General features: G+C 64.9%; 30 protein-coding genes. 15 read left to right on the top strand and 15 right to left on the bottom strand.

What is annotated here, in order from left to right; genetic code table 11:
• Positions 1-200: 200 nt before the first annotated feature.
• The 3 genes from ACH13J_RS04465 to ACH13J_RS04455 all read left to right on the top strand — a co-directional run bounded on the left by ACH13J_RS04465 (position 201) and on the right by ACH13J_RS04455 (position 2,620).
• Positions 201-1,112, top strand: a complete 912-nt coding sequence (locus ACH13J_RS04465; RefSeq protein WP_397542106.1) for a zincin-like metallopeptidase domain-containing protein — start codon at positions 201-203, stop codon at positions 1,110-1,112.
• A gap of 32 nt (positions 1,113-1,144) precedes the next feature.
• Positions 1,145-1,405, top strand: a complete 261-nt coding sequence (locus ACH13J_RS04460; RefSeq protein WP_397542105.1) for a hypothetical protein — start codon at positions 1,145-1,147, stop codon at positions 1,403-1,405.
• A 99-nt stretch (positions 1,406-1,504) separates the two neighbouring features.
• Positions 1,505-2,620: a hypothetical protein gene (locus ACH13J_RS04455; protein WP_397542104.1), complete on the top strand. Its 1,116-nt coding sequence runs from the start codon at positions 1,505-1,507 to the stop codon at positions 2,618-2,620.
• Between the two features lie 73 nt (positions 2,621-2,693).
• Here the strand turns inward: ACH13J_RS04455 and ACH13J_RS04450 are convergent, their stop codons facing one another.
• Positions 2,694-2,897, bottom strand: coding sequence for a hypothetical protein (locus ACH13J_RS04450; protein ID WP_397542103.1), 204 nt, complete (start codon positions 2,895-2,897; stop codon positions 2,694-2,696).
• 437 nt (positions 2,898-3,334) lie between these two features.
• Between ACH13J_RS04450 and ACH13J_RS04445 the strand changes: the two genes are divergently transcribed.
• Together ACH13J_RS04445 and ACH13J_RS04440 are read left to right on the top strand one after the other, a co-directional pair.
• On the top strand, positions 3,335-3,577 hold the full coding sequence (locus tag ACH13J_RS04445) for a hypothetical protein (RefSeq protein WP_251419746.1): 243 nt from the start codon (positions 3,335-3,337) through the stop codon (positions 3,575-3,577).
• Between the two features lie 47 nt (positions 3,578-3,624).
• Entirely contained in the window at positions 3,625-3,807 is a 183-nt protein-coding gene (locus ACH13J_RS04440; protein WP_397542102.1) for a hypothetical protein, read from the top strand.
• A gap of 46 nt (positions 3,808-3,853) precedes the next feature.
• On the opposite strand, the gene ACH13J_RS04435 is transcribed toward ACH13J_RS04440, so the two are convergent.
• The 5 genes from ACH13J_RS04435 to hpt all read right to left on the bottom strand — a co-directional run bounded on the left by ACH13J_RS04435 (position 3,854) and on the right by hpt (position 6,778).
• The gene (locus ACH13J_RS04435; RefSeq protein ID WP_397542101.1) at positions 3,854-4,120 is read right to left on the bottom strand and encodes a hypothetical protein; all 267 of its coding nucleotides are present in this window, start codon (positions 4,118-4,120) and stop codon (positions 3,854-3,856) included.
• 19 nt (positions 4,121-4,139) lie between these two features.
• Positions 4,140-5,453: a relaxase/mobilization nuclease domain-containing protein gene (locus ACH13J_RS04430; protein WP_397542100.1), complete on the bottom strand. Its 1,314-nt coding sequence runs from the start codon at positions 5,451-5,453 to the stop codon at positions 4,140-4,142.
• Entirely contained in the window at positions 5,450-5,911 is a 462-nt protein-coding gene (locus tag ACH13J_RS04425) for a hypothetical protein (protein ID WP_397542099.1), read from the bottom strand. Before ACH13J_RS04425 ends, ACH13J_RS04430 begins: the two co-directional genes overlap by 4 nt.
• A 145-nt stretch (positions 5,912-6,056) precedes the next feature.
• Positions 6,057-6,239 (bottom strand): hypothetical protein, encoded by a 183-nt coding sequence (locus ACH13J_RS04420; RefSeq protein ID WP_397542098.1) that lies wholly within the window; start codon positions 6,237-6,239, stop codon positions 6,057-6,059.
• On the bottom strand, positions 6,236-6,778 hold the full coding sequence (gene hpt, locus ACH13J_RS04415; protein ID WP_397542097.1) for a hypoxanthine phosphoribosyltransferase: 543 nt from the start codon (positions 6,776-6,778) through the stop codon (positions 6,236-6,238). The genes ACH13J_RS04420 and hpt overlap by 4 nt, the downstream gene beginning before the upstream one ends.
• A 77-nt stretch (positions 6,779-6,855) precedes the next feature.
• Here hpt and ACH13J_RS04410 point away from each other — a divergent pair, with 77 nt between their 5' ends.
• The gene (locus tag ACH13J_RS04410) at positions 6,856-7,311 is read left to right on the top strand and encodes a type II toxin-antitoxin system RatA family toxin (RefSeq protein WP_397542096.1); all 456 of its coding nucleotides are present in this window, start codon (positions 6,856-6,858) and stop codon (positions 7,309-7,311) included.
• A gap of 8 nt (positions 7,312-7,319) precedes the next feature.
• On the opposite strand, the gene ACH13J_RS04405 is transcribed toward ACH13J_RS04410, so the two are convergent.
• Genes ACH13J_RS04405 through ACH13J_RS04395 form a run of 3 tightly spaced genes read right to left on the bottom strand, consistent with a single transcriptional unit; the run spans position 7,320 to position 9,405 of the window.
• Positions 7,320-7,784, bottom strand: coding sequence for a nicotinamide-nucleotide amidohydrolase family protein (locus ACH13J_RS04405; protein WP_397542095.1), 465 nt, complete (start codon positions 7,782-7,784; stop codon positions 7,320-7,322).
• The gene (locus tag ACH13J_RS04400) at positions 7,781-8,278 is read right to left on the bottom strand and encodes a phosphatidylglycerophosphatase A (RefSeq protein ID WP_397542094.1); all 498 of its coding nucleotides are present in this window, start codon (positions 8,276-8,278) and stop codon (positions 7,781-7,783) included. The genes ACH13J_RS04405 and ACH13J_RS04400 overlap by 4 nt, the downstream gene beginning before the upstream one ends.
• Positions 8,269-9,405: a bifunctional 2-C-methyl-D-erythritol 4-phosphate cytidylyltransferase/2-C-methyl-D-erythritol 2,4-cyclodiphosphate synthase gene (locus tag ACH13J_RS04395; RefSeq protein WP_397542093.1), complete on the bottom strand. Its 1,137-nt coding sequence runs from the start codon at positions 9,403-9,405 to the stop codon at positions 8,269-8,271. Before ACH13J_RS04395 ends, ACH13J_RS04400 begins: the two co-directional genes overlap by 10 nt.
• A 179-nt stretch (positions 9,406-9,584) precedes the next feature.
• Between ACH13J_RS04395 and dusB the strand changes: the two genes are divergently transcribed.
• From dusB to ntrX, 5 genes are all read left to right on the top strand, one after another.
• The gene (gene dusB, locus ACH13J_RS04390) at positions 9,585-10,580 is read left to right on the top strand and encodes a tRNA dihydrouridine synthase DusB (protein WP_397542092.1); all 996 of its coding nucleotides are present in this window, start codon (positions 9,585-9,587) and stop codon (positions 10,578-10,580) included.
• Positions 10,577-11,653 carry an ATP-binding protein gene (locus ACH13J_RS04385; protein WP_397542091.1) on the top strand — a complete coding sequence of 359 codons (1,077 nt, stop codon included), beginning with the start codon at positions 10,577-10,579 and terminating at the stop codon, positions 11,651-11,653. Before dusB ends, ACH13J_RS04385 begins: the two co-directional genes overlap by 4 nt.
• Positions 11,653-13,020 carry a response regulator gene (locus tag ACH13J_RS04380; protein WP_397542090.1) on the top strand — a complete coding sequence of 456 codons (1,368 nt, stop codon included), beginning with the start codon at positions 11,653-11,655 and terminating at the stop codon, positions 13,018-13,020. Before ACH13J_RS04385 ends, ACH13J_RS04380 begins: the two co-directional genes overlap by 1 nt.
• Before the next feature lie 99 nt (positions 13,021-13,119).
• Entirely contained in the window at positions 13,120-15,381 is a 2,262-nt protein-coding gene (locus ACH13J_RS04375) for a sensor histidine kinase NtrY-like (protein ID WP_397542089.1), read from the top strand.
• A 7-nt stretch (positions 15,382-15,388) separates the two neighbouring features.
• Positions 15,389-16,783: a nitrogen assimilation response regulator NtrX gene (gene ntrX / locus ACH13J_RS04370; RefSeq protein ID WP_397542088.1), complete on the top strand. Its 1,395-nt coding sequence runs from the start codon at positions 15,389-15,391 to the stop codon at positions 16,781-16,783.
• An 8-nt stretch (positions 16,784-16,791) separates the two neighbouring features.
• Here the strand turns inward: ntrX and ACH13J_RS04365 are convergent, their stop codons facing one another.
• Together ACH13J_RS04365 and ACH13J_RS04360 are read right to left on the bottom strand one after the other, a co-directional pair.
• Positions 16,792-17,721: a cyclase family protein gene (locus ACH13J_RS04365; protein ID WP_397542087.1), complete on the bottom strand. Its 930-nt coding sequence runs from the start codon at positions 17,719-17,721 to the stop codon at positions 16,792-16,794.
• Between the two features lie 81 nt (positions 17,722-17,802).
• Positions 17,803-18,273, bottom strand: a complete 471-nt coding sequence (locus ACH13J_RS04360; protein ID WP_397542086.1) for a hypothetical protein — start codon at positions 18,271-18,273, stop codon at positions 17,803-17,805.
• 99 nt (positions 18,274-18,372) lie between these two features.
• On the opposite strand from ACH13J_RS04360, the gene trkA reads away from it, so the two are divergent.
• The 4 genes from trkA (at position 18,373) to hflX (ending at position 22,944) form a co-directional block, all read left to right on the top strand.
• Positions 18,373-19,749: a Trk system potassium transporter TrkA gene (trkA, locus tag ACH13J_RS04355; RefSeq protein ID WP_397542085.1), complete on the top strand. Its 1,377-nt coding sequence runs from the start codon at positions 18,373-18,375 to the stop codon at positions 19,747-19,749.
• A gap of 13 nt (positions 19,750-19,762) precedes the next feature.
• Positions 19,763-21,283, top strand: coding sequence for a potassium transporter TrkG (locus ACH13J_RS04350; RefSeq protein ID WP_397542084.1), 1,521 nt, complete (start codon positions 19,763-19,765; stop codon positions 21,281-21,283).
• A 128-nt stretch (positions 21,284-21,411) separates the two neighbouring features.
• The gene (gene hfq / locus ACH13J_RS04345; protein WP_397542083.1) at positions 21,412-21,654 is read left to right on the top strand and encodes an RNA chaperone Hfq; all 243 of its coding nucleotides are present in this window, start codon (positions 21,412-21,414) and stop codon (positions 21,652-21,654) included.
• Between the two features lie 12 nt (positions 21,655-21,666).
• The gene (gene hflX, locus ACH13J_RS04340; protein WP_397542082.1) at positions 21,667-22,944 is read left to right on the top strand and encodes a GTPase HflX; all 1,278 of its coding nucleotides are present in this window, start codon (positions 21,667-21,669) and stop codon (positions 22,942-22,944) included.
• Positions 22,945-22,999: 55 nt separating this feature from the next.
• On the opposite strand, the gene ACH13J_RS04335 is transcribed toward hflX, so the two are convergent.
• The 4 genes from ACH13J_RS04335 to ACH13J_RS04320 are packed head-to-tail and all read right to left on the bottom strand — an operon-like array spanning position 23,000 to position 25,397.
• Positions 23,000-23,221, bottom strand: coding sequence for a ribbon-helix-helix domain-containing protein (locus ACH13J_RS04335; protein ID WP_397542081.1), 222 nt, complete (start codon positions 23,219-23,221; stop codon positions 23,000-23,002).
• The gene (locus ACH13J_RS04330; RefSeq protein ID WP_397542080.1) at positions 23,218-23,397 is read right to left on the bottom strand and encodes a DUF4169 family protein; all 180 of its coding nucleotides are present in this window, start codon (positions 23,395-23,397) and stop codon (positions 23,218-23,220) included. The genes ACH13J_RS04335 and ACH13J_RS04330 overlap by 4 nt, the downstream gene beginning before the upstream one ends.
• Entirely contained in the window at positions 23,394-24,785 is a 1,392-nt protein-coding gene (gene fumC / locus ACH13J_RS04325; protein WP_397542079.1) for a class II fumarate hydratase, read from the bottom strand. Before fumC ends, ACH13J_RS04330 begins: the two co-directional genes overlap by 4 nt.
• A 54-nt stretch (positions 24,786-24,839) precedes the next feature.
• Positions 24,840-25,397, bottom strand: a complete 558-nt coding sequence (locus ACH13J_RS04320) for an rRNA adenine N-6-methyltransferase family protein (protein WP_397542078.1) — start codon at positions 25,395-25,397, stop codon at positions 24,840-24,842.
• Between the last annotated feature and the right edge of the window lie 13 nt (positions 25,398-25,410).

The raw sequence follows: 25,410 nt of genomic DNA, 5'->3' as shown, positions 1-25,410 counted from the left end.
GATGATCTGTTCTTCGCTGTATCTCGTTCGCTTCATTGTCCGTCCCTTCGTTGGGTCGGACTCTAATTCCAAATGGAGGAAAAATCCCGTGGCAGGTCAATCCCCCTCCGCTGTCTGCGGTCCTGACGGTCTCCCCCCGCTCATTGGCGCGGGCCTAGTCCGGTTGCATGTGCAACCGGCTTTAAAAGGAGAAAGGGCCAATGAAACAGGACATTTACCAGAAAGTTACAGACAAGATCATTGCCGATCTGGAGCAAGGCGAACTGACATGGCACAAGCCATGGTCCGCCGGAAACATGGACGGTCGGATCATCAAGCCGCTGCGTCATAACGGCATGGCCTACAGCGGCATCAATGTGCTGATGCTCTGGGGTGCGGCCATGGAAGGCGGCTACCTGTCGCCGTTCTGGATGACCTACCGCCAAGCCAAGGAATATGGCGCACACGTCCGCAAGGGCGAGCGTGGCAATCTTGTTGTCTATGCCAACACCATCACCAAGATCGAAGAGCAGGATGACGGCAGCGAGGAAGAGCGCAAAATCCCATTTATGAAGGGCTACAGCGTCTTTAACGTCGAGCAGATCGAAGGGCTGCCGGAACATTTCTACAGGGAGCCCGAGCCCGTCATCGACCCTGCGCAGCGCATTGACCATGCCGAAGAATTCTTTGCCGCCACGGGCGCAGACATCCGCAGCGGCGGGAACAGGGCATATTACAGCGGCGGGACAGATCACGTGCAGATGCCGCATTTCGAGAGCTTCCGCAGCCCAGAAGCGTACTATGCGACCCTTGCCCATGAATTGACTCACTGGACGAAGCACGAGAAGCGCCTTGACCGTGAATTCGGGCGCAAGCGGTGGGGCGATGAAGGTTACGCCCGCGAGGAACTGGTCGCCGAGCTTGGCGCGGCATTCCTTTGCGCTGATCTGGCGCTGACGCCGGAGCCTGGCACCGATCATGCCGCCTATATCCAGAGCTGGCTCAAGGTGCTGCGCGATGACAAGCGCGCGATCTTCAGCGCCGCCGCCCATGCGCAGCGTGCAGCGGATTTCTTGCACGGCTTGCAGCCCGTCATCGAGGAGCCCCAGCAGCAGGAAGGAGCCGCCGCGTAAGCGGCGGCTCTGCCCGCAAGGAGGGCTGACCGATGGAAAAGCACAACATCACATGGCGCGGAATCGATATCGAGATCACCTTCACGCCGGAAAGATTCGGCATGAGTGATCACATAGAACTGCGCAGCGCAGGCCGCGTGCCGCTTCCCGTCACCGAAACCGGCTACCGCTCGAACTTTCTGCCCTGCGGCCATGTCGCCGACTACGGCGGCGCGGTGGCCTTTGTCACGGCATGGCTCGACCACGAGGCCGCGCAAACCGGCTGGAACGGCGCGCAGCTATCGCTGTTCTAGCGGTGGAAAAATTTCGGCTGGCCTCACGGCCAGCCGACTACTACTCCCTCGCACTTCATTGTGATTTCTCTTCGAAAATCAATATGATATAGTCCCATAATGGCAAGCAAATTTGAACCTAAGATGGCGCTAGAGTTCTCTGACTTCCTTCGGCTCGATAACGAACGCAAGGCGAGAGAGTTCGAAGAGATTAAGCAGCTTGTAGCGGCGAGCAGTATTCCTCTTCCAGACTCTGTTCTTGAGCGTGTCCTGAGTTTGTTTCCGACAGCCGCCCATCAGGCCCTTCGCGAGCACAGCGGTTTTATTTTCGCCGAACGACGCGAACACTACCGCGCCAGCCTCTCCATCATGTTCCAATCGCTCGACGATCTTGCCGAGGCTCTTCGCAATTTCGAGAGGCTCGCCACGGCTGAGACTGCCGAAATCATGATGCCGAAGAACAAAGACAAACTGGAAGCCATCGAAAGACGAATTCAGAAAGAGCTCTTTGGTGTTGCAAATGCGGCGGCGTCGCTGGTGGATCATGCTAGGCGACTGAACGCTGTGTTCAAGATTCCTGAATTCAAGGATCAGGTGAACGCCTGCTTTAGCGATGATGGCTTGCATGACCTTGTTATTGCCTTACGGGTGCTCCTTCATCATCTCCACATCGTCAAGACAGGCTGGTCGTTGAGCTCCGACATTGCGGGCACGCGAACGGCAGAATTCAGGATAGATCGCGATGAACTTGAACGCGCTATCAAGCAGTCAGGCAACTATGACGGTCCGAAATACGTACCAATGCGCGCGCTGATCCAAAGCTACGAGAGCGGAATTAACCTTCTCACCTTCTTCGATGAATACCGGTCCCGATTAGAAGGGTTTTATGGCTGGCTCGACAACGTAATTGACAACCAACCACCTTTGGCGTTGCAGGACTATGACCGATGTATACTTGAGAAGAATAGGCGTTCTGTGCGCATGAGCTGGAACGCTCTGATAGGCAACTGGTTAAACTGGGAGCGCATTCCAGACATACACAAGCACCTTCCGAACTATTTGCGGCCCGAACAGTTAGAGGCGATCTATAAGCTACGACGAAACTCGAAAGAGCAAGTCGATCTCATCATCGAATACTTCGACGAGTATGGTGCAATGAACCAAGAATTCAGAGATAAGATTTACCGGCTATTCCAGCGGCTTGACGAACAAGAAGCAAGTGCACAGATGAACTGACGCAATTATGGTCCGTTCCAGTATCGATTGAGATAATAAGCGGGTCGGCCCTGACAAGGCCGATCCGCGTTGGTTAGCGACGGCACAGCGGCCGTACGGCAGGTCGCGCCTTACTATGCATCGCGCGTTCGATATTTTCGAGCGTTGCCAGTATATTGCGGCGATCCGGCGTGTCGGGCTCGGTTTCGATCAGCAGAATCGAAAAAAGTTGATGCAGTTCGCCGAGTTCCTGAGCGGTCAAGCCGTGCAGCTCTTGCATGGTGAGAAGCGTGATCATGTGATCCTCCTTTTCCTCTTCGAGACCCGGCCTATCCAGGTCTTCTCGGAATCAGGACGACGCAGGAAGCGGCCATCGCGGACACCTTCGGGCGCAACGCAGTGGAGCAGGCTTATCGCCTTGGCCGCCAAGTGTGGCCCTTTCTGCCAGCACTGAATTCTCGGAAGCACCGCAGGACGGTCGCCAGAGGAAAGAGGGGAGCGCCTTGATCGCTTGGGTATCAACTCATGTGATGTCTGTGCGATGAACGCTCTTTGGATCGCGGTCGGCTCGTTTTCGGGTAACGCCTGACTTCCTGACCGCACGCGGCCCGCCATCAATTTCCTGCCCGCACCACTCCGGCAGAGCCGGACCGTGTTGGAAATGACGCCGTGCCTTCTTCGTCCGGTCTTGCGGAATGGCGTAACGAGCCAACCCCAAGCCAAAGGAGAACCATCATGGCACGCACACAGAAAAAATCTGAAACCCCGCAGTACAACGCGCCGGACTTTCTGGCCTGGCACGTCATCGACAAGGGCGAGAAATCGTACTGGAACAAGGTCGGAGCCGCCTGGCGGCACAAGGACGACAAGGGCTACACTCTCCAGCTCGAAACGGTGCCGATCAATGGCCGCATCGTCCTGCGCCAGCCCCTCGAAGGGCCGGATCACCAGAACGAAAAGGAAAACGGGCGCGCATGAGCGCGCCCCGCTTCTCACTCAAATTCATGCAAGGAAAGGAAAACACCATGCCACGCTACATCATCTCACGCGGCGAATATGTCGTGCACAACATCATCATCGAGGCCGACGACGAGGACGTCGCCGTCCAGATCGCCAAAGACACATCGATCCATGACGAACGCTGGCGCGACTGCGGCCCCCTTGGTCATGACGTCCTGTACCAGTGCGAGGGCGCGGCACCCGTTTGATGCCGACACCGCATCCTGAACGCCGCCCTCCATCGAGGGCGACGCTTCAGTTCAGATTTTCGGGCAGCACGCAGTGCAGACGGTCAAGTGACGGATCATCGACGATGATGACCTTGATCGCCCCGCACATGTCCTGATTTTCATACATGTGCATGAAGTGCTGCGCGTCGTGATGCTCGCTTTCATGCGCCTCATCGGCGAGCCTTATGTCCTCTTCGGCCATATCGCACACATCCTTCGGATACGCGTAAACAGCTTCGTACAGCGTCAGGACACGGCGCGGTACGAAGACAATGCAGATGAACTCATCCATTGGTTTTTCCTTTCTTTCTCTATCGTTCAAATCCGCGATCCCGCCTTCGGTCGCGGCCACGTTGACGCTTGCGGTTTTCGCGTTCGGGATCGGGCTCGCGTTGCTGCGGTTCCCGCTCCGGCAGGGCCATATCCTGATAACGGGCGACATCCTCGCGCAGCAGGAGCAGATCGGCCTGCTGCCGTTCGCGCTGTTCCCGAATCCGCTCTTGCAGCGCGCGGCGCTCGTCAAGCTGGCGGGCGATCAGGCTGTCACGTTCGGCGCGGTCGCGTACGAGCGCGGCCCAGGCTTCGCGATCATTGCGCTCCTTGATCTTGCTGTATTTGCCGGTCAGGCGCTGCCAGAGGCCGGAAATCCCGCGCGGCAGTCGTGCCGCGCGCGCATTGGTTTCGGCGATCCAGCGTTTTTCCTGTGCTTCTTTCTGCGCTTGCCGCGCCTGCCGATGCCGATTGGCCAGTTCGCTGCGCTCGGCTTCCAGTGCCTTGCGGCCCTGTCCGGCTTCCAGCTCCGCCTGCCGGATGAAGCCCTTGATCCGCTCCGACATGCGGGCGGCGATATAGGTGCGGGCTTCATCGACCGACGGATAGGCTTCGGGATTGCCGAGTCGTGCCGCCACATCCTTGGTCTTCACGCCTGCCTGCCGCGCGACCGCGTAGACTTCACCGCGATAATCGACAGCGACAAAGCCGCGCCGATCACCGCGCGCAAGCACGAAGCCGCGTTCCTTGAGCGCTTGCGCGAAGGCGGTGCCGGAATCCGAGCGGTTCCAGCTTTCCTGAAACAGCGCCTTTATGTGTTTGGGATCGAGGCCAACGCGCCGCGCTTGCTGCCATTCCTCGCCTGTGTAGCCGAGTGGATCGCGCTCCCGCCAGTCGCGCAGTCCCTTCGGCATTTCCCAGCCATGGCTGCGGAACAGATCGCGCGACACATCCCGCAGGCGCATCTTGTAATGCGGCAGGTTGATCGCCCGCATCCGGTCGGCATCAATGCGCGACCAGACAACATGGGCGTGCCGCCGCCCGTCCTTCTCGTGGAAGACTATGGCGCGGGGTTGGCCCTCAAGGCCGAGCTTGCGCTCGACCTCATCGGCGGCGGTCTCGAAATCGGCGGTTGTGACGGTTTCGCCGCCAGGCGGGTTGAGACTGGCCGAGAACAGATAATTTTCGCAGCGCGTGCCTTTGGCAATGGCATCGACTTCGCGGAAGGCGGACAACAGATCATCGCCGACGAAGCCGCGAACCTCGTGCAACTCGACATGATCGTTGTCCCGCATCGAAAGCAGGTAACGGGCAAGCTGCGCTCCGCCGCCGCGTTCTTTGGCCTTGAGGATCATGGTTTCAGCTCCGGTCCGGCTTTGGAGGCTGATCCCGTCTCGTGCAGGCCGAGCGCGATCAGCAGATCGCGCCGCATCGCCTGCACATCCTTGCACGCCTGCCGCAGATCGGCTTCGGTCTCCGGCGTGACGGGCAGCGAGCCTGTGTTCACCGCCTTGGCGAGCTGGTTGAGGTTGTTTGACAGGCGCGACTGACCGAGCGCAGCCAGCACGCGCCCAAGGGCAGCATAGTCCTTCACCGGAAAATGCCCGCGCGTCTGGCGCGGCGCAGCATCCTCACCGAATAGCCGCTCGCGGATATACGCGCCGAGCGCCATACCGGAGGCATCCTGTTCCAGCCGCGCCCGTTCGTCGAAGCTCAGGCGCAACGAAAACGGCGTCGGCTTTTGGGTGGCCGGTTTTTCAGCAGGAGGGGCGTATCCGTCTAAGTTATTGAATTTGTGTGTTAGTTTCGCCATGATCACGCTCCAGACCATCAAGGTCTAATGGCGTGAGATGGCGCTCCCATTCCGCCAGCACCTCAAAGAGAGTGTTCGAACTTTCTCCGTCGAGGTGCGCCATTTCGCTCTCGATGACAGACCGTGATGGTGAGGTGCGTGGCCGTCAGGGGCGCCAAACCCTCCGTCCTGCTTGCTCCATCGACAGCCAGTCGGGCCATCCCACGAACACTTCGACAGCGTACAGCACCAGGCAGACGCCGATCACGGCGAGTACCAGCTTCACCCGTGCCGCGCTTGGCGGGTTGCGGGCCCAACGGGCCATGCGGAACAGCCAGTGAAGGCTCATCGGTCCGTGAAGCGGACCCTGCCGATATAGGGCAGGTTGCGGTTGCGTTGCGCGTAGTCGATTCCGTAGCCCACGACGAATTCGTCGGGAATCTCGAAGCCGGTCCAGTCCGCGGTTATGTCGGTCTCGCGGCGCGACGGTTTGTCCAGCAGCGCGATGGTGCGCAGTTTCGCAGGCTGGCGGCTCTGGAGCAGGGCAAGCACGTGGCTGAGCGTGTGCCCCGTGTCGACGATATCTTCCACCACCAGCACGTCGCGCCCCGCGATGTCCCCCCGCAGGTCCTTGAGGATGCGCACCTCGCGGCTGGAGTGCATGGCGCTGCCGTAGGAGGAGGTCTCGATGAAGTCCACCTCGACGGTCATCTCCAGCTCGCGCACGAGATCGGCAATGAACACGAAGGAGCCCCGCAGAAGCCCGACAACCACGAGCTTTTCCGCGCCGGCGAACTCGGCGCTGATCTCGCGGGCCAGCGCCTCTATGCGGGCGGCGATTTCCTTGGCCGAGATCATGCGGTCGATGACATATGCCCGCTCACTCATGACACACCCTTGATTTTCCGGCGCCAGTCTACGAAACAGCCGCCGACTGTCACGTAAATTCCCGGGGCCGCCCGACGATGCCATCCCACTCCGAATCCCGTCATCTGCCCTATTCGGCACAGCAGATGTACGACCTTGTGGCGGATGTTGGATCCTACCCGAAATTCCTGCCCTGGACGGCCGCGGCCCGCGTGCGGCAGGTGGTGCCACGGGCCGACGGCGCAAAGGTGATGGAAGCCGATCTCGTCATCAGCTTCAAGGTTTTCCGGGAACGTTTCGGCAGCCGCGTGACGCTCTGGGAGGACTCGCGCGTCATAGAGACCGAGTATCTCGACGGGCCGTTCGATTACATGAAATCCAACTGGCGGTTCGAAGAGGCCGGGGACGGAGGCTGCGTCGTGCATTTCGATGTGGACTTCGCTTTTCGCAACCGGCTGCTGCAATCGGCGGCCGAGCTGTTCTTCTACGAGGCGATGAAGCGCGTCGTTCGCGCCTTCGAGGCCCGCGCAAGGGATCTTTACGGACAGGGCTGAGGCCGCGTTCAGAGCGCGGCGCCGAGCAAGGCGAGGGCATGGTCGCGGGCGAGCGCGCGCACCTTGTCGCGCCCCTGCGCGCCGAACTCGCGTGTCTCCGTCCGCGTGGGCCGTCCGGTCATGGCGAGGCCGAAGCAGACCCGGCCCTCGGGCTTTTCGGCGCTGCCGCCCGGACCGGCCACGCCGGTGATCGAGACCGCGACCTGGGCGTGCGATTGCCGCAGCGCGCCCTCGGCCATCTCGCGGGCGGTTTCCTCGGAGACGGCGCCGTGGCGCTGCAGCGTTTGCGGGCGCACGCCGAGAAGCTCGATTTTCGCGGTGTTCGAATAGGTTACGAACCCGCGTTCAACCACGTCGGACGAACCCGGAATGTCGGTCAGCGCGGCAGCGACCATGCCGCCGGTGCAGCTCTCGGCAGTCGCGATCATGACGCCGGCGGCGCGGCTCTTGTTCAAAAGCTCGGCAACAGTCATACGCCCATCCCCAGATGCGCCATTGCGGCCAGCCCCACGACGCCCAAGGCGGCGAACAGCCCGGCGATTAAATCGTCCAGCATCACGCCGAGCGCGTCGCCGCGCCTGTCGGCACGGCCGACCGGCCCGGGTTTCCAGATGTCGAATAGGCGGAAAAGGACGAACGCGGCGGCCCAGCCGGGCCACAGCGCGGTGATCGGCACCCCCACATGCGCCGCCCCCAAAGAGACCGGCCAGAAGGCGATCCACTGGCCCACGACCTCGTCCATGACGATTTCCGATGCGTCCGGGTCCGCCCGGCCCGCCGATTCCCGGTGCGTGGCCCAAAGACCGGCGGCAAAGCCGGCAACGATGGCCCCGCCGAGCGCCCACGGGCCGCCCGCGGCGTGCAGCCCCCAGGCAAGGGGCAATGCCGCGAGCGATCCCCACGTGCCCGGTGCGGGCCGCAGATGGCCGACAAGGCCGACGGTTGCCACCAGATGACTCAGCCGCATGACGGCACCAGCGTCACGGCCGCCTGCGCGGCGATACCTTCCTCGCGGCCGGTGAAGCCCAGCCTTTCGGATGTCGTGGCCTTGACCGAAACCCGGTCGGCCGCAACGCCGGTGATGCGTGCCAGTGTCTCGGCCATGGCGGTGGCATGCGGCCCCACCTTGGGCTGCTCGCAGACAAGTGTGATGTCCATGTTGTTGATCCGGTATCCTTTTTCGGCGGTCAGCCTGACTGCGTGCGCGAGAAAGACACGGCTGTCCGCGCCTTTCCACTGGGGATCCGAGGGGGGGAAGTGGCGCCCGATGTCCCCCTCCGCGAGGGCCCCGTATATCGCGTCGGTCAGCGCGTGCATGCCCACATCGGCGTCGGAATGCCCCTGAAGGCCGCGCGCGTGCGGGATGACAACCCCGCACAGAACCACCGACTCCCCGGGGCCGAAGCGGTGCACGTCGTAGCCGGTGCCAATCCTTATATCCATGGAGCGCAGCATCCTTTCGGCGCGGGCGAAATCGCCCGGCGTCGTGATCTTGAGATTATCCTCGTCGCCGTCAACGATCTCGATCGTCATCCCGGCGCTGCTGGCCACGGCAACGTCGTCTGGCGCGTCACCCCGATGGGTGCGGTGGGCGGCAAGGATCGCATCGAAATCGAACCCTTGCGGTGTTTGCGCGCGGTAGAGCCCGGCACGGTCGTGCAGGCCGGTCACGATGCCCCCGTTGCCACGCCACAACGCGTCGCTGACCGGCAGGGCCGGCGCGGCCGCCTCGGCACCGTGGCGCAGCGCGGCAATGACCCGGGCGATCAGCGCGGGTCGGACGCAGCAGCGCGCGGCGTCGTGGACGAGGACATGCGTGATGCCGTCATTTGCAAGGGAGTCCAGACCTTTACGCACCGAATCGGCTCGGGTCGTGCCGCCGTCTACGATGGTCAGCCCCGGTCTCGGCGCGATCGCGTCCCGCTCGTCGGGATGCAGCACCGCGACAATCCTATCCAGCGCGGCCACCTCGGCGAAGGCCTTGAGCGTCCAGTCGATCACCCTGCGGCCCGCGAGGGGCTGCCACTGTTTGGGGCGGTCCCCCCCGGCGCGGGTGCCACGGCCCGCGGCGACAATGATGGCGGCGATACGCATGGGGTCTGATAGCTTGGCCGTGACGTGCTGCGCAATACGGGGCTTGCATCACGGCGCGCGCCGCCGGAAGCGCCCATTTTTTCAGCGACCGGCCCGGGAAAGCAGCTTGCACACCGCGCAAACGTTGTGGTTTCGCGGTCCGCGCAGTAGAAGGAAGTACCTGCACAAGGATTAGGCAAATGGCCGTCACCCTGAATGACAAGGCGCTTGCGCCGCCCGTGTTCCTCGCCCCGATGGCGGGAATCACCGATCTGCCGTTCCGGCGGTTGGTGTCGCGCTTCGGCGCGGGGCTGGTCGTCAGCGAGATGGTTGCGAGCCAGGAAATGGTGCAATCCAAGCCGGGTGTGCGCGAAAAGGCGGAACTGGGGTTCGGCATCGAAAACACGGCGGTGCAACTGGCCGGACGCGAGGCGTACTGGATGGCCGAGGCCGCCCGCCAGGTCGAGGGAAACGGCGCGCGGATGATCGACATCAACATGGGCTGTCCGGCCAAGAAGGTCACCTCCGCCAGCGGGACCGGCGCCAGCGGCTCGGCCCTGATGCGCGATCTCGATCATGCGCTGCGCCTGATCGAGGCGGTCGTGGGCGCGGTGTCGGTCCCGGTGACGCTCAAGACGCGGCTCGGCTGGGACGAGACCCTGATGAACGCACCGGAACTGGCCCGCCGGGCAGAGGGGGCGGGCGTGCAGATGATCACGATCCACGGGCGCACACGGTGCCAGTTCTACAAGGGGGCCGCCGACTGGGCCGCGATCCGCGCCGTGAACGAGGCGGTAAGTATTCCGGTTATCGCCAATGGCGACATTACCGGCCCGGGGTCTGCGCGTCGTGCATTGGAAGAGTCCGGGGCAGACGGCATCATGATCGGGCGCGGGGCGCAAGGACGGCCCTGGCTGCTGGCGCGGGTTGCCGGTGCCCTCCGGGATGCGCCGGCGCCAGAGATCCCGCGGGGCGACGCCTTGGCGGGGCTGGTCGCGGAGCACTACGAGGCGATGCTGAGCTTCTATGGCACCGAGTTGGGCGTCCGCGTCGCCCGCAAGCATCTGGGTTGGTACATGGATCACGCGGCAACCGGACCAATGCTGCGCAAGCGTATTCTCACCAGCGATGCCGCGCGGGACGTGCTGGCCCTGCTGCCCGAGGCGTTGCAAGACGCCGAGAGGTTGGCCGCATGACAGATTCGGATGATGCCGTGTGGACATCCCTGCCGGTCCCCGCGCTGGTGCTGGATGCCCAGGACCGGGTGACGCGCGCCAATCCGGCCGCCGAGGGGTTCCTGATGCATTCGGCCCGCGCGCTGGAGGGGCAACCGGTGTGGGACTGGCTGGCGGTGGATGCGCCGCTGGAGGATGCGCTGGCGCGTGCGCGTCGCGATGGCGCGCCGCTCTTCGTCAACGACGTGGATGTTGGCACCGGCGACCGCGCGCCGATGCAATGCAATCTTCAGATCGCGCCGCTGGCGGGCGAGGCGGGGCAAATGATCCTGCTGGTCTCCCCGCGCGAACTGGCCGGGCGCGTAAGCCAGGGGCAGTCGGTCAAGTCCGCCGCGCGCTCGGCCATCGGCATGGCCGAGATGCTGGCGCACGAGATCAAGAACCCGCTGGCCGGGATCACCGGCGCGGCGCAGTTGCTGTCGATGAACCTCGGCTCCGACGATCTGGAGCTGACCGACCTGATCGTGAACGAGGGGCGACGCATCGTCGACTTGCTGGAGCGGGTGGAGCAGTTCGGCAATGTGGGGGCGCCGCGCAGGACGGCGGTGAACATCCATGATGTGCTGGACCGCGCGCGGCGCTCGGCGGTTCTGGGCTTTGCCGCCGACATGACGGTGCGCGAGGATTACGATCCGTCGCTGCCGCTGGCGCTCGGCGATGCGGATCAGTTGCAGCAGGTGTTCCTGAACCTGATCAAGAACGCGGCCGAGGCGGCCGGCACCGGCGGCGGCACGATCACTTTGCGGTCCTATTACGAACAGTCCCTGCGCGTGCGGCGCGATGACGGTGGCGGCATGTCGCTGCCGATGCAGATCGAGGTCGAGGACGATGGTCCGGGCCTGCCGCCCGATATCGCGGGCGAGGTGTTCGAACCCTTCGTTTCCGGCCGCGAGAACGGCACCGGGCTGGGGCTTGCCCTGGCCGCCAAGATCATCTCGGACCACGATGGCTGGATCTCGCTGAGCTCGGTGCCGGGGCGGACGGTGGTCCGTATCTCGCTGCCGCTGGCGCCAAAGGACATGGAGGAAAGCTGATGGATGGCACGGTTCTGGTCGCCGATGACGACCGCACGATCCGCACGGTTCTGACACAGGCGCTGACACGGGCGGGGTGCAAGGTGCATGCCACCAGTTCCCTGACCACGCTGATGCGGTGGGTTGGCGAGGGCCGGGGGGACGCGGTCATCACCGATGTCGTCATGCCCGATGGCAACGGGCTGGAAATGCTGCCCAAGATCAACGAGGACCGCCCCGGCCTGCCGGTGATCGTGATCTCGGCGCAGAACACCATCATGACCGCCATCCAGGCCGAGGAGGCAGAGGCCTACGACTACCTGCCAAAGCCGTTCGACCTGCCCGACCTGATGAAGCGGACGGCCCGCGCTCTCGACGCGCGCAGCCGCGCCGCCGCCGCGCAGCGCGCCGAGGAGGACGAGCGCCCCGACGAGCTGCCGCTGATCGGGCGGACGCCGGCCATGCAGGATCTCTACCGCGTGGTGGCACGGCTGATGAACACCGACCTGCCCGTGCTGATCACCGGGGAATCGGGCACGGGCAAATCCCTCATCGCCCGCGCGATCCACGATTTCTCGGACCGCCGCACATTGCCTTTCGTGTCCGTCGCGCCCGCCGACCTGGCCGACCTTGAAGGCCCGTCAAGAGTGATGGCGCGCGCCAAGGGTGGGACAGTGGTGCTCGACGAGGTGGGCGACCTCGATGCCGAGGCGCAGGCGCGGGTGGTGCGCATGATGGATGCCCCCGGTGACCATGTGCCGCGGTTCATGGCCACCAGCCTTGGCCGGCTCGCGGACCGTCTGGAGGCCGGCAAGCTGCGCGAGGACCTGTATTACCGGCTGTCCGGCGCGGTTGTGGATGTGCCCGCGCTGCGCACCCGTGTCGACGACATCCCGCTGTTGGTGGAGCATTTCATGGGCCGGGCCGAGCGCGAGGGACAACCTCATCGGCATCTATCCGAGGACGCGATGGAGTTGATGCGCGCCTACAGCTGGCCCGGCAACGTGCGTCAACTGGAAAACATGGTGCAACGCATCGGCCTGACCGCCCGCGGGGCCGAGATTTCCCGCGCCGAGGTGGAGGCGGTTCTGGGCAACCAGCCCGAGGCCGCGCCGGTGGTTGGCACAGGCGGCGGCGAAAGCCTGTCGGAATCGGTGGCGCGTCATCTCAGGCGGTATTTCGACCTGCACGGCAACGCGCTGCCGCCGCCGGGCCTCTATGCCCGTATCCTGCGCGAAGTGGAGTTGCCGCTGATCGAGATCGCGCTGGATGCCACCGGCGGCAACCAGGCGCGATGCGCCGATCTGCTCGGGATCAATCGCAATACCTTGCGCAAGAAGATCACCGATCTGGATATCCACGTGACACGCCGCCGCAAGTTGATGTAAAACTGCAACATGCACTGTTGCCATTGAGGGGCAGTGCATCGGGGCACGCCATATGTTGGGGTGCTTTGCAGCGGAACAACAACCTGGCGGAGGGCGGGCGTGGCGACCCGGACACGCAGATTTTCCTGGGAAAAGATCAGCCGCCTCCGGCGGCTGCGGCGCGTGCGCACGCTGGCGACCTTCGGGCTCGTGGTGCTGGGGCCGGTTCTTGCGGTGACGACCTATCTCGTGATGGGGCCGCTGGACAAGGGCGCGTCCTCCAACGTCCTGCGGATCGTTCTGCTGAGCGACCTTGTCTACGTGATCATGATCGCGGCGCTGGTGCTCCAGCAACTCACGCAGATGATCGCGGCGCGCCGGCGGCGTTCGGCGGGGTCGCGGCTGCATCTGCGGCTGACAGGGGTGTTCGCGCTGATGGCGCTTTTGCCCACGATCACGGTGGCGGTGTTTGCGACCCTGTCGATCAACATGGGGTTGGAAGCGTGGTTTTCCGACCGCGTGGGGCGCGTCGTCGACAGCTCCGTGGCCGCCGCCAAGGCCTACGAGGAAGAGCACCGGCGCGATCTCGTGACCGACGCCCGCGCGCTCGCCTCGGTCATCAACGCGACCAAGCGCGCGACGGTCTTTCTGGATGACGGGCAAATCCGGCAGGTGCTTTCGCGCGGCCAGCGCGAGATCCAGCGCGGCCTGCGCGAAGCGTTCGTTATCGACGGGACCGGCGAAATCCGGGCGCGCGGCGAACGATCCTACCTTTTCGACTACGAGGAGCCGAGCCGGGACCAGATCGAACGGGCCGACGCGGAGGGCGTCGTCGTCATCCGGGATTGGGACAACAACGAGTTCCGCGCGCTGATGCCGCTGGAGGAAATACCGGGGCGATACCTCTATGTCAGTCGCAACGTGGATGGCGACATCCTCAACCTGCTGGACGAAACGCAGGAAACGGCGCGGTTCTACAACCAGCGCGAGAGCGAGCGGGGCAGGGTGCTTTTCGAATTCGGCCTGCTCTACCTCGGCTTCGCGGTCATCCTTATCCTCGCGGCGGTGTGGCTTGGCATGTGGTTCGCCGAACGCTTGTCCCGCCCGGTCGGGCGCTTGACGAGCGCCGCGCAACGGGTCGGCGAGGGCGATCTCGACGTGCGCGTGCGCGAAGAGGAAGGCGGCGACGAGATCGCCATGCTGGCGAGCTATTTCAACCAGATGACCCGGCAGCTCAAGGGGCAGCGCGACCGGTTGCTGGCCAATACCGAGCAGATCGAGCGCCGCCGCCGGCTGTTCGACTCGGTGCTGAGCTCGGTGTCCTCTGGCGTGGTCGGGCTTGATGCCGAGGGACGTGTGACGTTCGTCAACCGGGCAGCGGAGCGGTTGCTCGACTGGCACGAGGAACAGCAATCGCTCGATCTCAGCCTCGCGGTGCCGGAGTTCGGCGCCTTGTTCGAACGGCTGAAATCCAGCACGAACGGGTTCGTGCAGGAAGAGGTCAAGGTCAGCCGCGGCGGGCGCATGGAAAACCTGCTCGTGCGCATGTCGACACGGCGGACGCGGGACGGGGCGCGCGAAGGGTACGTGGTTGCGTTCGACGACGTGACCGACCTCGTGGCCGCGCAGCGGATGGCGGCGTGGGGCGACGTGGCCCGCCGCATCGCGCACGAGATCAAGAACCCTCTCACCCCGATCAAGCTGTCGGCCGAGCGGATACGGCGCAAGTTCGGCCGTGTCCTTTCGCCCGAGCAGGTGGAGGACCTCGAGACACTGACCGGCGTGGTCATCCGGCAGACCGATGACCTGCGCCGTATCGTCGACGAGTTTTCGAAGTTCGCCCGCATGCCGCAGCCGCAGACCAGCCGCCAGGATCTCGGTGCACTCCTGCGCGAGGCTGTTCTGTTGCAGGAGTCCGGTCAGCCGGAGGTGCGCTTCGAAACCGAGTACGCGGCCGAGGAGATCTGGGCCGACGTGGATGCCACGATGATAAGTCAAGCATTTACGAACCTTATCAAGAATGCCGGCGAAGCCATTGAAACATTGCAGGAAAGCGGTGCGCCAGAAGGACATCAGCCGTGCATCCGGGTCACCAGCCGCCTCGACGATGACACGGCAGAGATCCGCATCGCCGACAATGGCATCGGCCTGCCGGAGGACCGTGCCAGGCTGTTCGAGCCGTACGTGACGACGCGCGAGAAGGGCACGGGGCTGGGCCTGCCCATCGTGCGCAAGATCATCGAGGAGCATGGTGGCACGCTCACGCTGGAGGACGCGCCGGCGTTCGCCGAGGGGGCGCATGCCGGCGCGATGGCCGTGATACGCATGCCGGTGGTCCCGGCAGAGCGCATGGCGATGCAAACGACAAAACAGGCGGTATGAGGACCTCATGAGCGACATTCTGATCGTCGATGACGAGAGAGATATTCGGGAGTTGATTGCGGACATCCTCGAGGACGAGGGGTTCACCACGCGGCTGGCCGCCAATTCCGAGGAATGCATGGGCGCCATCGGCAAGGAGCCGCCGGGCCTGCTCATCCTCGACATCTGGCTGAAAGACAGCAACATGGACGGGATCGACATCCTCAAGACCGTCAAGCGCGACTACCCCGATGTTCCGGTCGTCATAATCTCGGGACACGGCAACATCGAGATCGCCGTGGCGGCGATCAAGCAGGGTGCCTACGACTTCATCGAGAAGCCGTTCAACATCGACCAGCTGCTGGTGGTCATCCGCCGCGCGATGGAGGCCAGCCGCCTGCGCCGCGAGAACCAGGCGCTGAAGCGGCGCGGTGCGGAGCCGTCGGAGATGCTGGGCAACAGCGCGGCCTTCCGCGCGCTGGTCGCGCAGCTTGACAAGGTCACCAAGTCGAACGGACGGGTCATGCTGTCCGGGCCTTCCGGTTGCGGCAAGGAACTCGCCGCGCGCTACATCCATGCCAATTCCAACCGTGCGGGTGCGCCGTTCGTGTCCGTCTCCTGCGCCTCGATCGCGCCGGAGCGGATGGAGGAGGTGCTGTTCGGCCGCGAGACCGAGGAACGCGGTGTCGAGCCCGGCCTGCTGGAGGAGGCCAATGGCGGCGTGATCTATTTCGACGAGGTGGCCGACATGCCGCCCGGCACCCAGTCCAAGATCCTGCGGGTGCTGGTCGACCAGACGTTCCTGCGCGTGGGCGGGGCGGAGAAGGTGCAGGTGGATTTGCGGGTGATCTCGTCGACAAGCCGCGACCTGGAGGCCGAGATCGCCGCCGAGAGGTTCCGCAGGGAACTGTATCACCGGCTCAACGTCGTGCCCATCACGGTGCCCAGCCTCGAGGAGAGGCGCGAGGATATCCCGGCGCTGGCAGAGTATTTCATCGAGCAGCTCAACCGCGAGCAGGGCCTGCCGCTGCGCAGTCTCAGCGCCGAGGCGGACGCGCTCTTGCAGACGATGCAATGGCCGGGCAACGTTCGGCAGTTGCGCAACGTGATAGAACGCGTGCTGATCCTGGGCGAGGCTGCCGGCGAGATCGAGGCGCGCGAATTGCCGGGCGAGGCGCAGCCGGCCGAGACGGAGGGGCGCGTTGTGCTCTCGGGGCAGGTCGCCACGTTGTCGCTGCGCGAGGCCCGCGAGGCGTTCGAGCGCGAATACCTGCTGACACAGATCAACCGGTTCGGCGGCAACATAAGCCGCACGGCCGAGTTCGTCGGCATGGAGCGCAGCGCGCTGCACCGCAAGCTCAAGAGCCTGGGGGTGGTAACCGGCGGCAAGGGCGCGCGCGCCGAGACGGAAACGGCCGACTGAGCGGCTGGTCAGTAGACGGCGAGCGGGGCGCCGGGTGATCGCGTGGCCCCCCTGAACGGCACGGGCGCAAAGACAAAGGCGAACTCGGCAACCTCGGCGTCGATCAGCCGCTCTGTTTCGAGGTTTTCGTGCAGGAATATCCCGTGCCCGGCGATCAGTTCCAGATGTACGGGCAGGGCAGGGGGCGCGTTGGCTTCGGCCACCGACTGCACCTCGACCGCCCAGGTGTCGGCGCCGATGAGCGCCACCTTCCGTGCGGCCAGCCATTCGGCCGCCGCCATGCCGATCCCGGGCGCGCCGGAAAGATAGGTGTCGTTGTCCGCGATCCAGTGCCGGCCCCACCCGGTGTGAAAGATCACCACATCGCCCTTGCCGGGTGGCGCGAGCCCGAACCAGTCGAGTGCCGTTTCAATATCCTCAACCGTGATTTCCTCGCCCGCCTCCATGGGGCGGCCGCGCACGGTGACCATGTCGATCAGGATACCACGGGTGAAGAACGGCTTGACATGCTCTATTCCAAGCACCCCCTCCGCCGCGGTGACATCCGCGGTTGCATGACCGTTGTAGAACCTTCCGCCCGTCTCCGCCGGCCCGGCATGGCCGACATGGCCCAGCCCGTCGAGCCGGGTGCCCGCGCCAAGCGCGGCGGTCACGCGCGACTCCACGCGGATTGCACCTTGCCCGGCGCTCACCGACCGGGTCAGTTCGAACCGCTGTTCGTCGCGCAGCGGCATGTCGGGCCGGTAATCGCGGCCGATCTCGACGACGCGCCCACGCCGGATGAGGTTCGCCGCGTCGATTGCCGCGCCCTCCGTCATGTAGTTGGACGCGCCTGACGCGTCCTCCGGCCCGTGCCCGGCCTCGCGCCATTCCTGCGCCCGGGCCGCAGGCGCCGCGATCAGGAGGGCCAGACAAAGCACAAGCCGCACGCCGACCATGATGCCGTTCTCCCACTTGGAAATCCCGCGTCGATTAGAGCGCAGCAATGGCCTGTCGATCAAGCTTTTCGCGCCCGCCGGTCAGGGGGTGACGATGCGGTACCGGCCGGACCTGAAACGGATGATGCAGGACTCGCCGGTGATCGGTGGTTGCACATGGCTGGCGCTTTTGCGGGTCGCCTTGATCGTTTCGGCGCTGCACGCAGGCAGGCGAACGCGTTCGTACCCCTTTCGGGCCATGCATTGCCGCGCCACCCGCGCGCGAAGCTCTTCGTTGGCGTCGTACGACTCCCACCGGCCCGGCGTGATCACCGTCCGATAGGTCCGGCAGGCGGCCGCCGGCGTGCAGATCGTTTCGTAATCATAGACCGGCGGAATGTATCGCTGTCGCATGTCGCGCGGAACGCGGTCCAGCGCGGCGACCTCGCAGGCGGTTTCGTCCGCCTCGACCCGGGCGACGGGCGCGCCCTCGCGGTAGTACAGCGACACGGGGAAGCATCCGCCCAGCAACAGGGCGGCGAGCAGACAGGTGGCAAGGACCGGCAACCGCATGGGATGGAGTTTACCCGCCCGGGGCGGCGCCGACAATTCAATTGACCGCCACATCCCCTTCTGTCATTCAAAACTCCCGACGCGGAACGGGATGCACCCATGAAGATCATCATCTGCGGCGCCGGACAGGTCGGCTGGCAGATCGCCCGGCACCTCAGCGGCGAAAAGAACGACGTGACGGTGGTCGACAACAACGGCGACCTCGTGCGCCGCGCCGCCGAGACGCTGGACGTTCAGGGGATCACGGGCTTTGCCAGTTACCCCGACGTGCTTGACCGGGCCGGGGCGGGGGATGCCGACATGATCATCGCCGCCACCTATTCCGACGAGGTCAACATGGTGACCTGCCAGGTGGCGCATTCGGTATTTGCCATCCAGCGCAAGATCGCGCGCCTGCGCAGCCAGTCCTACCTCGACGCGATCTATTCCGACCTCTACCGGCGCGATCACATGCCGATCGACGTGGTCATCAGCCCCGAACGCGAGGTGGCCGAGGCCGCCCTGCAGCGGCTTTCGGCGCCTGCGGCCTTCGACATCGAGACCTTCATGGGCGGCAAGGCGCAGCTGCTGGGATTGCGGCTGGCAGAGGACTGCCCGGTTCTCAACACGCCGCTGCGCCAGCTGACGGACCTGTTCTCGACCCTGCGGGTCGTGGTCGTGGGCGTGCGGCGCGAGGGGCGTCTCTTCGCGCCGGAAGCCGGCGACCAGCTCTTTGCCGGGGACGAGATCTACGTCTTTTCACCCGTGGATGACGTGCCGCGGATGCTGGAGGTGTTCGGCAAGTCGGAGCGGCGACAGGAGCGTCTGGTCGTGATCGGTGGTGGCAATATCGGCCTATCGGTGGCCGCGGCGCTGGAAAAGAGCGGCCGCCACACCCGCGCCAAGATCGTGGAACGTGACCGGGGGGCGGCCGAACGGGCCGCGGAGGCGCTGGAGCGGACGATCGTCCTGAACGGTGACGGGCTGGATGCAACCCTGCTGGCCGAGGCGGGGATCAGCCGCGCCGACGCGATCCTGACCGTGACGGACGACGACAAGACCAACTTGCTGGCGGCAGTGCGCGCCAAGGCCGAGGGCTGTCCGTTCGCGATCGCGCTGATCAATGACCCCACGCTGGTGCCGCTGATGCAGCCATTGGGTATCGACGCGTTCATCAACCCGCGCGCAACCACCGTCAGCTCCATCCTGCGGCACATACGCCACGGCCGGGTGCGCACGGTCTATTCCCTCGGCGATGCCGAGGCCGAGGTGATCGAGGCCGAGGTGCTCTCCACCTCCCGGATCGCGGGGTCGGCGATCCGGGACATCGACTTTCCAGAGGGCGTTCTGGTCGGCGGCGTGCTGAAGGGGGACAAGATCGTGAAACCGTCGGGCACGCTGCGGATCGAGGCGGGCGACGTGGTCGTGATGTTCGCGCTGGCCGCGGATGTGGGGCAGGTTGAACAACTGCTTCAGGTCTCGATCGATTTTTTCTGAGGCGGGCGGAAAAATGGGCGCGCGCATCCTCGACCTTCCGCTGATACTGCAGTTGACGGCGCTGTTCGCGCTGGCGATGTTCGCACCGGCGCTGCACGCCCTTGCGCAGGGGGATCACAGCGTTGCGCGGGTGTTTCTTTACTCCGGCTTGGCGGGGCTGGTGCTGGTTTCGATCATCGCGCTGGCCATGACGCACCGGGTCGGCCGCGAACCCACCGACCTTGAAAACCTCGCCTCCCTCGTTCTGGCCTATACCCTGCTGCCGCTCTTCCTTGCACTGCCACTTTACGAAGGGCTGGAGACGACCAGCTATCTCAACGCCTATTTCGAGATGGTGTCCTCGCTGACCACGACCGGCGCGACACTGTTCGGCGATCCCGAAAGGCTGACCGAAAGCCTGCATCTCTGGCGCGGCCTCGTGGGCTGGCTCGGGGGGCTGCTGGTGTGGATTTCCGCCTCGGCCATCCTCGCGCCGCTCTATCTGGGTGGCTTCGAGGTGACCGCACGGGCCGAGCCGGGGCAGGGTGCGGAGCGGCTGGACCGTTTCCGGAGGGCCTCTTCTGCGCGCCGGATCGCGCAGATCGGGGCCCAGCTCACCCCGGTTTACGCGGCGTTGACGGGAGCGCTTTGGGTTTTCCTGCTGATCTGCGGCGACCGCCCGCTCGTGGCGGCCGTCCACGCGATGTCGACCATGGCGACGAGCGGTATCTCGCCCGTCGGCGGCGCGCAGGAGTCGAACGCGGGCCTCGGGGGAGAGGCGATCATGTTCCTGTTCATGCTGTTCGCGCTGTCCCGGCTGACCTTTTCCTCCGACACGGTCACCACGGGCCGGCCGGGGTTGCAGAACGACCCGGAGTTCCGGATCGGCATCGCGCTGGTTCTGGGGGTGCCGCTGATCCTGTTTGCCCGCCACTGGCTCGGGGCGTACGAGGTCGACGAGGGCGAGAACCTGGGGCAGGCCGCGCGCGCGCTGTGGGGGGGGATGTTCACCGTCCTGTCCTTCCTGTCGACGACGGGCTTCGAAAGCGCGTCATGGGACGCCGCGCGGAACTGGTCCGGGCTGGGGACCCCGGGGCTCATCCTCATGGGGCTGTCCATCATGGGCGGAGGTGTCGCGACCACGGCGGGCGGGGTCAAATTGCTGCGGGTTTACGCGCTCTATCTCAATGGCCAGCGCGAGATGGAGCGGCTGGTGCATCCCCGCTCTGTCGGCCGCGCCACCGGCGGCAGCCGCAGGATACGCCGCGAAGGCGCCTTCGTGGCGTGGATCTTCTTCATGATGTTCGCGCTGTCGCTCGCGCTGGTGACGACGATTCTCGCGGCGCTTGGGCACAGCTTCGAATCCGCGACGGTGCTGTCCATCGCGGCGCTCTCCACGACCGGTCCGCTTATCCAGTCTGCCACGGAAACGCCGATCGGACTGCTGGAAATGGGCAGCGCGGCCAAGCTGGTCGTGTGCGTGGCGATGGTTCTGGGACGGCTTGAGACGCTTGCCGTCATCCCGTTGTTCAAGCCGAGCCTGTGGCGCGAGTGACGGCCGCGATCCATCCCGGCAACAAGTTGATTTTGGGGGTGGAAACTCGGGCTATGGCACTCCATACTCGCGAACGGGCGAGGGAAGCGCCGGCATCGGCGTCTGCAAGAACAAAGGCTTTATCGCAAATGGCAACAGATAGACACAACCTGCAGGACGCATTTCTCAATCAGGTCCGCAAGACGAAGATCCCTGTGACCGTATTTCTGGTCAACGGCGTGAAGCTGCAAGGCGTGATAACGTGGTTCGACAATTTTTGCATCCTGCTCAGGCGAGACGGGCAGTCACAGCTTGTGTACAAGCATGCCGTGTCGACGATCATGCCGTCCCAGCCGGTGAACCTTTATGACGGTGACGACGCCGCGTCCTGACCCGGGGGCAGTTTGAGCCTGACAGAAACGTCCGAGACCCGCGCGTGGGTCCTGCATCCCGACATCCCCGGCGAGGCCGCCGCGCGCGATCCGGGACATGCGCTCGAGGAAGCCGTGGCGCTGGCGCGGGCGCTGCCCGGCTTGACCGTGTGCGGCGCCGATGTCGTGCGGCTCAACCGCCCGCATCCCGGCACGTTGTTCGGCAAGGGCAAGATCGAGGAGTTGCGCGCCCTGGTCGCGGCGGAGGAGCTTGAGCTCGTCGTCGTCGACGGCCCCGTGACTCCTGTGCAGCAGCGTAACCTGGAGAATGCGCTCGGTGTCAAGCTGCTGGACCGGACTGGGCTGATACTCGAGATCTTCAGCGACCGGGCGGCAACGCGCGAAGGCGTGCTGCAGGTAGAGATGGCCGCCCTGTCGTATCAGCGCACGCGGCTGGTGCGCGCGTGGACGCACCTTGAGCGTCAGCGTGGCGGGCTGGGATTCGTGGGTGGCCCGGGCGAGACCCAGATCGAGGCCGACCGGCGGGCCATCGACGACCAGATCGTGCGGCTGAAGCGTCAGCTCGACAAGGTGGTCAGGACGCGCAGCCTGCACCGCGAGTCGCGCGCCAAGGTGCCGTTTCCCATCGTGGCGCTGGTGGGCTACACCAACGCCGGAAAATCGACGCTTTTCAACCGTCTGACGGGCGCCGAGGTTATGGCCAAGGACATGCTCTTTGCCACGCTTGACCCGACCATGCGCCGGATCGAGCTTCCGGGCAACGGGCCCGAGGTTATCCTGTCGGACACGGTGGGGTTCATCAGTGACCTGCCGACCGAGCTTGTCGCGGCTTTCCGCGCCACGCTGGAGGAGGTGACGGCGGCGGACCTCATCGTGCACGTGCGGGACATATCGCACCCCGAAACGGAGGCGCAGGCCCGCGATGTCGCGGAAATCCTTGAAAGTCTCGGCGTCAAGGAAACGACGCCGCGCATCGAGGTTTGGAACAAGATCGACCGGCTGGATGCCGATGCGCGGCGCGCGGCAGAGAACCGCGCGGCCCGGGCCGAGAATGTTCATCTCCTCTCGGCGGCGACGGGAGAGGGGCTGGACCCGTTGATCGACGCCGTGAAGGAGGCGATCCGGGGAACGACGCATCTCACCCGCTTGCATCTGGGCTTCGACGACGGGCGGCGGCGCGCGTGGTTGTTCGACAAGGGGCTGGTGGAATCCGAGGCACAGGACGAGGCGGGATATCATCTGACGGTGCGCTGGACCGACAAGCAGGAAGCGCAGTTCGAGCGGCTATGACGCGCGGAAATCGTGCCGCCCGGCGGCGCGTGGCGGCCCAGGGTCGCGCCGGATATCAGGCCCGATCGCGGTAGTGGCGCAGCACGTAGAGGCGAATGGCGGTGGCGAGCCCCGTATCCGTGCCGCGCGCCTCGTCGATCTCGGCGGCGAGCGCGTTGAGCGGGCGGCCCTGCCGCGACGCGATTTCGCGGAACGCCTCCCAGAACTCCGCCTCCAGCGAGACGGAGGTGCGGTGTCCGTGCAGTGTGAGAGAATGCTTGACCGGTCGGTCGCTCATGGCTCGCGCTTGTGCCCGTCGACGTGGCGATTGGCGCGTTCCGAGTTGGCTTCGTCGCGCGCTTTCTCGGCCTTGCTGCGGCCGAACTTGACCGCGTTCTCGTCGGCCCGGGCGCGTTTCTCCGCCCGGGCCTTTTGCTTGCGGACCCGGTTCAGGTTGACCGGCTTGCCGTTCATTTCGGCCCGATCATCTGTTCGGGGCGCACGACGCGGTCGAAGGTTTCGGCGTCGACGAAGCCCAGATTGATCGCCTCTTCCTTGAGCGTGGTGCCGTTCTTGTGCGCGGTCTTGGCGACCTTGGTGGCATTGTCGTAGCCGATTTCCGGGGCGAGGGCCGTGACCAGCATCAGCGATTCGCGCATCAGCTTCTCGATCCGGTCGGTGTTGGCGTCCAGCCCGTCGACGAGATTGTCGGTGAAGGCCGAGGCCGCATCGCCCAGAAGCTGCATGGATTGCAGCACGTTATAGGCCATCATCGGCTTGTAGACGTTGAGTTCGAAATGCCCCTGCGAGCCGGCAAAGCCCACCGCCGCGTCATTGCCCATGACATGCGCGCAGACCTGGGTGAGCGCCTCGCACTGGGTGGGGTTGACCTTGCCGGGCATGATCGAGGAGCCGGGCTCGTTCTCCGGCAGGATCAGTTCGCCCAGCCCGCAGCGGGGGCCGGAGCCGAGGAAGCGGATGTCGTTGGCGATCTTGAAGAGGCTGGAGGCGACCGTTTTCAGGGCCCCCGACATTTCAACCATCGCGTCATGGGCGGCGAGCGCCTCGAACTTGTTTGGGGCGGTGACGAAGGGGAGCCCGGTGATCTCGGCCATGTTGGCGGCGACGGTCACATCCCACCCCTTGCGGGTGTTGAGCCCGGTGCCCACGGCGGTGCCGCCCTGGGCCAGCTCGTAGATGCGCGACAGGGCGCCCCTGACGCGCTCGATGCCCATGGCGACCTGGTGGGTGTAGCCGGAAAATTCCTGCGCCAGCGTCAGCGGCGTGGCGTCCTGCGTATGGGTGCGGCCGATCTTGATGATGCCGTCGAAGGCCTGGACCTTGCGTTCGAGCGCCGCGTGCAGCTTGGCCAGCCCCGGCAGCAGCACGTTATGGGCGGTGGTGGCGGTGGCGATGTGCATCGCGGTGGGGAAGGTGTCGTTGGAGGACTGCCCCATGTTGCAGTGGTCGTTGGGGTGGACCGGATCCTTGCTGCCCATCGTGCCGCCCAGGATCTCGATCGCGCGGTTGGCGATCACCTCGTTGGCGTTCATGTTCGACTGGGTGCCCGAGCCCGTTTGCCAGACGACCAGGGGAAAGTTGTCGTCGAGCTTGCCGTCGATCACCTCGCCCGCGGCCTCGATGATGGCGTCGGCCAGCCGCGCGTCGAGCGTGCCCTGTTCCTTGTTGGCCATCGCGCAGGCCTTCTTGATGACGCCGAGCGCGCGCACCACCGCAACCGGCTGCCGTTCCCAGCCGATCGGGAAATTCATGATCGATCGTTGGGTCTGGGCGCCCCAGTACTTGTCACTGGGCACCTCGAGCGGGCCGAAGCTGTCGGTTTCGGTGCGGGTATCGGTCATGGCTGGGCCTCCTGAAGATCGGTTCGCCCTGTCATAACCGAGTGACCGCGGAGATCAATGCGTGCGCTGGCGGAACACGAAGACACGCGCGGGCGGCAGGTTGGCCCAGACGGTGCCGCGCTTTTGCACCGACAGACCGAGTTCGCGCCGCATCTCCTCGGGGATCGGGGCGCCGGGGCTGTAGGTGATCTGGGTGAAAAACCCGCCCGGCGCCATGAGACGAAAGGCGGGGCGCACCACCTCGCGCTGGATCGTGGGACGGGCCAGCACGGGCACGCCCGACACCACCGCCCCGATCCGCTGCAGGCCGATCTGCTCGATCTCCTGCGCCGGGCGGTTGAGAACGCGCACCCCGGGGAACCGTTCGCGCAGGATCTCGCAAAAGCGCGGGTTCATCTCCATCAGGGTCAAGCGTTCAGGCGCAATGCCGCGGGCCAGAATCGCCTTGGTGAAGCTGCCGGTGCCAGGGCCGATCTCGACCACGGGTCCGGTGACATCCTCCAGCCCCTCGGTCATCTTCCACGCGACGGCGCCGGAGGATGGCAATAGCGCCGAAACCTCGGCCGGATTTCTCAGCATCTCGCCGAAAAACAGCCCCAGATCCTTGGTCATGCTACGCTCCTGC

The sequence above is a fragment of the Roseovarius salis genome, from assembly GCF_044472985.1.
Taxonomy (GTDB): Bacteria; Pseudomonadota; Alphaproteobacteria; order Rhodobacterales; family Rhodobacteraceae; genus Roseovarius; species Roseovarius salis.
Note: the sequence above shows the minus strand (reverse complement) of the source record. Positions and strands in the feature narration are given on the sequence as shown.